The following is a 7,321-nucleotide window of genomic DNA, read 5'->3' as shown; positions in this document are numbered from 1 at the left end:
CCTTCGTCAGAAACAAGCTACCAGGCAACTCACACAACAACCTAACTTAATCAGCTAAGTTCGTTTTGCTGTATCGCCTGATGCAGCGTATTCTATACACTTTAAAAACAAGCGCAAGGGCTTTTCTCAAAAAGATTCAAAAAAGTGACGTGTACGTTTATTTTTTAATCTAAAATGTTATTTTTAGCCTTTTCTGAGAGATTTTCCAGATTTTTTGCATTAAAAGTATAACCAAATATAAATCTCTGCACTCTACCTATTAAAAAAGCATCAATACCATTTGATCCTTCATACTTTATCTTTTAATTCGTCTGTTCAGCCAACCAAGTCATAAATTTTTGACGTTCAGCTTTGGAGGCCTTTTGCCATAATTGAATGAGTTGTTGATCATTCTGCCCGATGAATTGAGTTTGAGGAGTGGCGACCGTAGCTACACTAGCTGCCTGAGCATATACAGGTGCTGGTTGATTAAGTGATGTTGCTGACTTGCTACTCATCTCGACTGTTTTGGTCAATACATTATTTGCAAACCATGTTCTCGCTGCATCTTTAGCGCCCGCTTGCTGAACAAGCAGCTGATTTTTTGCATCATATAAGCCAATGATGGGCTGATCCTGGTACTTTTTAGCTTCGTCAAAATTCTGAGGTGCATTAATTAACGCTAAACGATAGGTTTCACCATCTTTAAGCTCTGGAGTTTTTACAGTAAGCACTCCCGACTTTAAAATGTCATGTGAATTATCAGAGTGCTGAAAAAACTCATTATAGCGGACGCTGATATTATTCATTCCAGCATCCAGTTTATAAGTTGAATTAGAACGTAATAGACTTGATTTTATTTCCTGATTATTTACCGCAACGATCTTAATTTCTTCAGGTACTGTAATAGTCACCGCTGAAAAAACCGAGGTACTAAACAACAGTGCCGCTACAGTTGCCGCAATACGAAAATCCATATCATCTACTCATTTCAAGTTAATTATTAAAGTTGAGCTGCACTATGCCGCGTCGAAATGACAATTTTATGACAAAAACTTCTCTTATTTCACCTGAACTTTTAGCATTTATTTGACTAGCAATTTTAAATTATCTGCTATTAGCCAGTACAAATAAAAAAAGAAGCACAAAAGCACTTCTTTTTAGCTGAAACCCGATTTATGCAAAGGTTTTAAAACGCTCCGCATCATCCATAAAGGTTTTTTCGCCTGCAGGTGCTTCAATAGAACCAAAGACCAATTGCGCGCGAAGCTTCCAGTGCGATGGAACTTCAAAAGTTTGTGCAACTTCTTCATCAATAATTGGATTGTAATGCTGCAACGAGGCACCGATATTTTTCTCTGCCAAAGCTGTCCAGGTTGCAAACTGCGCAATGGCTGAAGAATGCTCTGACCAGACCGGGAAGTTATCGGCATAGAGTGCAAACTGTTCTTGCATCGATTTCACCACATTCTGGTCTTCATAAAACAATGCGGTGCCATAACCTGCTGCAAAACCATTAATTTTATTATTGGTTGCTTCAAATGCATCTGTCGAAACAAGATCACGCAAGGTTTCACGCACAATATGCCAGAAAGTATCATGTGATTGACCAAATAAAATTACCACACGAGAAGTTTGCGAGTTAAAAGATGATGGGCTGTGTTTAACTGCATCTTTAATGAGATTTTCAATTTCAGCCTGCTCCAGGCTCACATTTTTCCCAATGGTATAAATGCTTCGGCGCTGTTTGATTTGATCTAAAAATGCCATAAATTCACCTCTATGTATTTTGATTATTAAAAACTGATAAAGTCATACTACGTGTTTTGAGCACTTAAAACAGGTGCATTCCCATAACAATGTGTTTTATTTATAGAACAATCAGACTTAGATCTGAATAGAATATTTGTATTAGATTTCATTCGCAGCATCCATGCTGCTATACCGTCCTTCATCGGTTTTTAACCCAATACTTTAAAAAAGTGCTGATCTTGCTGTTCTAATTTTTCTTTTGCTGCCTGCTCAATCGAGCCAAAGCAAAGTTGGGCACGTAACAACCAGCTCTTTTCAATGTCAAAATGCTCGGCGACTAAAGTGTCGATCTGCGGATTATAATGCTGTAAAGATGCACCTAAACCCGAATCTGCCAATGCAGTCCACACGGCAAATTGCGCCATTCCTGATGTCTGTTCAGACCAGATCGGGAAATCTTCTGCATTGAGCGGCATTTTCTTTTGTAGTTGCTGAATCACGGCTTGATCTTCGTAAAATAAAATCGTGCCATATGCCGCGGCACACTGATTTAACTTGATCTCTGCACCTTCGTAAATATGTGTGGGCACATGCTGGCGTTGAACCTGTTTGACAAGTTCCCAAAACTTATAATGAGAATCCGCAAATAACACTACAATCCGCGTACTTTGGGAATTATAGGCTGAAGGACAACTGCGAACTGCTGCCTGAAGCATTTCACTCAGATACGCCTGACTATAATGTACCCGCTTGCCAAGTTCATAAATACTACGGCGCTTTTTCAACTGATCAACAAAAGTCAGTTTCAAATCATCATCAGGTTTGTTTTTTTTCGAAAATTTAAAGTCCTTGGTTATATCACTTGTTAATACCTGACCAATTTTATTTAGCAATGCCATTTCTTCCCCCCACAAAACCCAGCTAAAACAGCTCGAATAATCCCATACAAGTATAATGGCTTTATTACGGTAGATAGATCTGGTTCATATTTTCTAGCTGATTTTTAAAGCATTCAAACCCCTCAAAAACAACAAACTCCGCACTTAGCGGAGTTTGTGTGAATTATCACGCATTATTTATTTTCAGTTTCAAACAATGCAGCAACAAAAGATTTGGCAGAGAAAGGACGCAAGTCATCAATTTTCTCACCCACACCAATAAAGCGAATCGGCACATGAGTACGACTGGCAATATTAAACAGTACGCCACCTTTGGCAGTCCCATCGAGTTTGGTAATGGTCAAACCGGTTAGGCCTACCGCCTCATCAAACATTTCGACCTGGTTAATGGCATTCTGACCTGTTCCGGCATCGACAACCAACATCACTTCATGTGGTGCAGTCGCATCAATTTTCTGCATGACACGTTTTACTTTGGTCAACTCTTGCATCAAATGACCTTTGTTATGCAAACGACCAGCTGTATCAGCAATTAATACATCTACGCCTTTGGCACGCGCACTTTCAAAAGCATCGAAAATGACTGAAGCCGAGTCTGCACCATTGCCTTGAGCCACGACCGCAATATTATTACGCTCACCCCAGATCTGTAGCTGCTCCGTTGCAGCTGCACGGAAAGTATCACCTGCCGCCAGCATGACAGTCTTGCCTTCACCTTGCAGACGTTTGGCTAGTTTGCCAATCGTGGTGGTTTTACCTACACCATTTACACCGACCACTAAAATCACATAAGGCGATTTATTCGGATCAATGTGTAGCGGTTTTACCCGGGGTGCCAATAAAGCCACCAGTTCTTCCTGAAGCGCCTTATACAGTGAATGCGAGTAGATCAAGTCACCACGTTCGGTACGCTCGGTCAGGTTAGCAATGATGGTCTTGGTGGCTTCCACACCAATATCGGCCACCAGCAGCTGCTCTTCGACTTCTTCTAATAATTCATCATCAATTTCTTTACCACCGATCAGGATATTGACCATCCCATCGGCAAGGTTTTTACGGGTTTTGGTTAAACCCTCTTTCATACGGCTAAAGAAGCCACCTTTCGCCGCAGAATCTTCATTTTCAGTTTCTGTTACGACAGGTGCAGAAACTACAGCTGCTTCGCTTGGCGTTTCTACGATAGGCACATTGACCGCAGGTAAGCTCGGTAATGTGACATCATCATCTCCGATATCAGCATCAATCAAAAATTTGTTTTGCCCATTAGATTGCTGTTGCATGCCGAATCCTTGAAAAGCATTGCGTTAAAAACCCAGATTCTACCATAACTTGCCTGCTTTGCAGCTAGCAATGCAAATGCTGGACAAACATACCAAAAAGCTACAGCTCTTGGTTGCTTTCATCTCCGCATTTATTAAAAATAACCCTAAATACAAATGCCTATTTTTTGGGAGATCTAGTGTCCGCTACCTTTTTGACTGTCTCCTCTTTTTCCAGAATGATTAAACAAACGCTTTATCCACTTGGTGTCCTATTGCTGGGATTAAGTATTAATCAGGCCCAAGCCCAGACTCGTAGTGAATTATCACGCACCACTTTTGAAACCACTTTAAGTAATGGATTAAAAGTCATTATTCGGGAAGACCATCGTGCGCCCATGGTGATGACCCAGATCTGGTACAAAGTCGGCAGCAGTGATGAATCTGGCAATATTCTGGGGGTCTCGCATGCACTTGAACACATGATGTTCAAAGGTACGCATAAAGTTCCAAATGACGAATTTACCCGTCTGAGCCGGATTTATGGCGGTAGCATCAATGCCGCCACCTTTACCAATTACACCAATTATTATCAGCTCTATCCTAAGGCCTATTTCCCTATGGCACTGGAACTTGAATCTGACCGCATGAGCAATTTATTACTGCGGCAGCAGGACTTTGAGCCAGAAATTAAAGTGGTGATGGAAGAACGGCGCCAGCGTACCGATGACAACCCGCGCGCTCAGGCCTTTGAACGCTTTAAATGGATCAGTTATCCGACCAGCCATTATCGCCAACCGGTGATTGGACATATGAAAACCCTGAACAATATTCAGTTAAATGATGTCAAAAAATGGTATCGGGACTGGTATAGCCCCAATAATGCCATTCTGGTAATTGTCGGAAATGTGGAATCGGAAGCGGCTTTAGCGCAAGTGCAAAAATATTTTGGAGATATTCCTGCGTGTCCAACACCGCCACGTAATGATGTGCTGGAGTTTGAGCGCTTAGGCTATCGGCATATGGAAATTAACAGCAATGTTCAGGTGCCCAATCTGTACATGACCTGGAATGTGAAATCCCTCGGCACTGCCAAAAACCCCCAAGATGCGTATGCCTTGACCATTATTCGTAGCCTTTTGGACAGCGGCATTTCTTCACGCCTGCAAGACCGTCTGGTGCGTGATCGTAAAATTCTGACCTCTGTCAGCGCTTCTTATGATCCTTATAATCGTGGTGACAGCCTGTTTGGCATTTCTGCCTTACCTGCGCCAGGCGTATCTTTGCAAGAGTCACAACAAGCGATTCAGGATGAAGTGGATTTACTCAAAACCACCGCCATGACCCAACAGGAAGTAGATCGTATCAGCACCCGCTTTATCTCCAGTTTGATTTATAGTCAGGATGATATTGCCGGCCAGGCCAAAATGATTGGCAATCTGGAAGTCAATGGACTGAGTTATCGGCTGATGGATGAACTACCCAAGCATTTTGAAAGTGTCAGCGTTCAGGATATCCAGCGTGTCGCCAATGCCTATTTCGTCCGAGACAATCTCAGCACACTTTATCTCTCACCTGAACAAAAAGCCCAATAATGGGGATTGCAATGCGTCATCATCTTCGCCCTTTTTTACTTAGTTTTATTTTAAGTTTTGCTTCTGCTGTTCATGCAGAAAATTATCTGGACCCTCAACCCGATCAAAACGATAATCCGAGTCAGTTACAGTCTATCCCTCTGTTGCAAAGCCTGAAAAATCTCAATCCGCAGCGTGAATTTCAGGCACCGCATATTCACGACCTGAACAATCGCTATCAGGTACGTACGCTATTTGTTGAAACCCAAGATCTTCCAATGGTGGATATCCAGCTGACCTTTAATGCCGGCTCGGCGCGTGATCAGGAAATTACTAAAGGACTCTATGGCCTGTCCAGCATGGCAGCCAGGCTGATGCGTGAAGGCACAGACAGATATAGTGCGAATCAGGTGGCGGCAATTTTTGACCAGACTGGAGCACAATTTAGCGTACAGGCCTATCGAGACATGTTTGTGGTTCGGCTGCGTACGCTTTCAGATCCAAATAAATTGGAACCGGCACTCGGAATGATGATGGAAGTTCTAAAGAATGCGTCATTTAAACCCTCCAGTATTAATCTGGCTTTAAGCAATACCCAAGTGGGACAAAAGCAATTACAGGAAAATCCAAGCCGGCTGATGGATATTCGTTTTTATCGTACTCTATATGGTCAGCATCCTTATGCAGAACCAATTAGTGGCACCCAAGGCAGTACCAAGAAAATTAATGCCGAATTATTAAAACAATTCCGTGATCAGTTTCTGGTGGCGCAAAATATGAATATTGCTATTACCGGTAAACTCAGCCCCAAACAGGCGCTGGAACTGTCAGAACGGATTGCCGGCAATTTAACTCAAGGTCAAAAAGCAGCTGCATTACCACAGCCTGAAATTAAATCTGGTTTTGAAGTGGTGCATTTACCCTATAACTCGTCTCAGGCGCATATCACTTTTGGACATATAGGGCCATCACGCTTTACTGAAGACCGACTGGCCCTAGAAGTCGCCAACCGCATGTTTGGCGGGAGTGGATTTAATGCGGTACTGATGCAGGAACTGCGGGTCAAACGTGGTTTTAGCTACGGCGCTTATAGCTCATTCAGCTTTAGTCAGGCACCCGGAGTATTCAGCTTTAAATATTCTACACGGCAGGATCAGCTACTAGAGAGTATTCAGATTGCACATCAGGCATTTATCAATTTTGTCAGCCAACCGATTGACACTCAACGTCTGGAAGAAACCAAAGCAGGCATGCTGCGCGCCTTCCCTAACAATTACAGCAGCAATGCCACCATTAATGCCCAGTTAGGCAATATGGGCTTTTATAGTGAGCAAAATGATTATTTATCCAGTTATCCGGAACGTCTAGCCAGAATTAGCGCAAAGGATGTGCAAAATGCAATACGCAAACATTTACATCCAGACCGCCTAACGCTGGTCGTGGTCAATAAAGAACTGGATAAAGATGCCTTGAAAATGCGTTTGGAGCAGAATTTAATGGATGCCAATTTCAATTTGCCAGCAAACCCTGTGCCTAAGGCATCTCCACCGAGAGCGGTGGCAGCTGACGCGCCCGCAGAGACTCCTGCTGATAGGCCTGCATCAATTTAAGATACTGCCCACGACGGATATGCTGCTGCTCTAATAGAGCCAGTGCCAGATCCTGAGTTTGGGGCAAATTTTGCTGTTCAGAAAGTTGCCGAATCTGGGTGATTTGAGAGATGCTAAGCGGACGATAGAGAGCCAATGCGGCTAAAAATAAAATTACCACAACCATAAAAATGACAACAATATTATAAATCTGTTCCAGCTTGATTCTGCTGAACCATTGAATTAACTTTTCTGTATCTATAGACATA

General features: G+C 42.6%; 7 protein-coding genes. 2 read left to right on the top strand and 5 right to left on the bottom strand.

Annotation, left to right across the window (positions count from 1 at the left end; all coding sequences use genetic code 11):
- Nucleotides 1-302 precede the first annotated feature (302 nt).
- The 4 genes from LOZ91_RS07215 to ftsY all read right to left on the bottom strand — a co-directional run bounded on the left by LOZ91_RS07215 (nt 303) and on the right by ftsY (nt 3,910).
- A complete protein-coding gene (locus LOZ91_RS07215; protein WP_100357024.1) occupies nt 303-956 on the bottom strand; it encodes a DUF2057 domain-containing protein in 654 nt (217 codons plus the stop codon).
- A 199-nt stretch (nt 957-1,155) separates the two neighbouring features.
- A complete protein-coding gene (locus LOZ91_RS07210; RefSeq protein ID WP_005097059.1) occupies nt 1,156-1,749 on the bottom strand; it encodes a nitroreductase family protein in 594 nt (197 codons plus the stop codon).
- A gap of 191 nt (nt 1,750-1,940) precedes the next feature.
- Entirely contained in the window at nt 1,941-2,630 is a 690-nt protein-coding gene (locus LOZ91_RS07205) for a nitroreductase family protein (protein ID WP_005097060.1), read from the bottom strand.
- A 173-nt stretch (nt 2,631-2,803) separates the two neighbouring features.
- Nucleotides 2,804-3,910, bottom strand: a complete 1,107-nt coding sequence (gene ftsY / locus LOZ91_RS07200; protein ID WP_005097061.1) for a signal recognition particle-docking protein FtsY — start codon at nt 3,908-3,910, stop codon at nt 2,804-2,806.
- A gap of 179 nt (nt 3,911-4,089) precedes the next feature.
- Between ftsY and LOZ91_RS07195 the strand changes: the two genes are divergently transcribed.
- Entirely contained in the window at nt 4,090-5,484 is a 1,395-nt protein-coding gene (locus tag LOZ91_RS07195; protein WP_244782898.1) for a pitrilysin family protein, read from the top strand.
- A gap of 11 nt (nt 5,485-5,495) precedes the next feature.
- Complete coding sequence (locus tag LOZ91_RS07190; protein WP_244782896.1) at nt 5,496-7,073, top strand: pitrilysin family protein; 1,578 nt, start codon at nt 5,496-5,498, stop codon at nt 7,071-7,073.
- Here LOZ91_RS07190 and LOZ91_RS07185 read toward each other — a convergent pair.
- The gene (locus LOZ91_RS07185; RefSeq protein WP_005097067.1) at nt 6,997-7,320 is read right to left on the bottom strand and encodes a hypothetical protein; all 324 of its coding nucleotides are present in this window, start codon (nt 7,318-7,320) and stop codon (nt 6,997-6,999) included. The genes LOZ91_RS07190 and LOZ91_RS07185 overlap by 77 nt on opposite strands.
- Between the last annotated feature and the right edge of the window lies 1 nt (nt 7,321).

Origin of the sequence: Acinetobacter sp. F-1 (assembly GCF_022869025.1) — a bacterium.
Classification (GTDB): domain Bacteria; phylum Pseudomonadota; class Gammaproteobacteria; order Pseudomonadales; family Moraxellaceae; genus Acinetobacter; species Acinetobacter pseudolwoffii.
This window is presented reverse-complemented; position numbering and strand designations above follow the sequence as displayed.

Excerpts from the sequence above, each read along its gene's own strand:
- LOZ91_RS07215 (WP_100357024.1), bottom strand. The coding sequence starts at position 956 with ATGGATTTTCGTATTGCGGCAACTGTAGCGGCACTGTTGTTTAGTACC.
- LOZ91_RS07210 (WP_005097059.1), bottom strand. The coding sequence starts at position 1,749 with ATGGCATTTTTAGATCAAATCAAACAGCGCCGAAGCATTTATACCATT.
- LOZ91_RS07205 (WP_005097060.1), bottom strand. The coding sequence starts at position 2,630 with ATGGCATTGCTAAATAAAATTGGTCAGGTATTAACAAGTGATATAACC.
- ftsY (WP_005097061.1), bottom strand. The coding sequence starts at position 3,910 with ATGCAACAGCAATCTAATGGGCAAAACAAATTTTTGATTGATGCTGAT.
- LOZ91_RS07190 (WP_244782896.1), top strand. The coding sequence starts at position 5,496 with ATGCGTCATCATCTTCGCCCTTTTTTACTTAGTTTTATTTTAAGTTTT.
- LOZ91_RS07185 (WP_005097067.1), bottom strand. The coding sequence starts at position 7,320 with ATGTCTATAGATACAGAAAAGTTAATTCAATGGTTCAGCAGAATCAAG.